Annotated in this window: 1 protein-coding gene; it reads right to left on the minus strand. The window is 73.8% G+C overall.

The features are described 5' to 3' along the window. Positions 1–262 precede the first annotated feature (262 nt). On the minus strand, positions 263–1187 hold a 925-nt coding region (locus BN12_RS21820), incomplete at its 5' end, for an IS110 family RNA-guided transposase (protein ID WP_048555640.1).

A 1187-nucleotide genomic window follows, 5' to 3' on the forward strand; every position in this document is an offset into this window, starting at 1 on the left:
GAAGCGGGGTCCTCTGCCTGGGTGGGAGGGGACCCCGCTTCGTCGTTGCCGGGGGTGGTGGCCGGAGGCGGCGTGTCAGGCGACGCGCGGTCAGTCTGATATGCGCGGGTTGGGTACCGCAGGGCCCTTGTTTCGGCTGGACAGGCGTGGCGTGTCTGAGGTCGAGCGTGCCCCTATGGGGGTGCTCACAGGGGAGTCGCCGGTGCTGTCCTCGCGCTGCTGGCCGGTCATCACGGGTGTCCCGGCAACGGGACTGTGGGGGTTAGTCGTCCATCACGGCCAGCGACCAGCACCAGCCGGCCAGTTCGCGGGCGATGGCGGTGGTGGCCACGGTGTGACGTTTCTTGTGGTCGGTCAGGATCTGCCAGCGTCTGTGCAGGCGCCGGTTGCCGGCGTCGCCGCGTTCGGCGGCCGCGGCCGGGGCGGCGGCCCACCGCTGGCGCATCGTCGTGCCGGCGACGTAGCGGGGCTTGTGGTGCCAGGCGGACTCGATCAGCAGCCTGCGGGCGTGGCTGTTGCCGGTCTTGGTGATCCCGCCCTGGGTGCGGGACCCGCCGGAGGAGTACTCGCAGGGGACCAGGCCCAGGTAGGAGCCGATGGAGGACCCGGTGAACCGGTGCCAGTCGCCGATCTCCACCGCCAGGGCGAACCCGGTGGTGGTGGCGATCCCCCGCAGGCAGCCCAGCCGCCGCACCAGCGGGGTGAACTCGCTGTCCGCGGCGAGGGCGGCGATCTGCTCATCGAGCCGGTCCCGGCGGGCCAGGGTGTGGGTGACCGCGTCGTAGGCGTCGTCGAACGCCGCCAACGTCCCGGCCCCGCCCCCGGCCAGAAGGTCGCGGCGGACGGCCCGCAGCCACGCCTCGTGCCGGCCGGTCCAGGCGTCCCCGTCGAACACGTGCCCGTGACGCAGCAACAGCTTGGACAGCCGGTGCCGGGCCGCCATCAACGACCCGCGCGCGTCCTCCCGGGCCCGGACCAGATCCCGCGCCGACTCCTGGGACACGGACGGCACCGCGACCGCGACGATGTCCTCGTTGCGGGCCAGCCGGGCCAGCAGCATCGCATCCCGGGCGTCGGTCTTGACCCGGTCCCCCACCGGCCGCAGCAGCTTGCTGGGCGCCGCGACCTGACAGGCATGCCCCGCCGCCTGCAGCGCCCGCGCCAACCCGAACCCCGTCGGCCCCGCC

The sequence above is a fragment of the Nostocoides japonicum T1-X7 genome, assembly GCF_001046855.1.
GTDB lineage: Bacteria > Actinomycetota > Actinomycetes > Actinomycetales > Dermatophilaceae > Nostocoides > Nostocoides japonicum.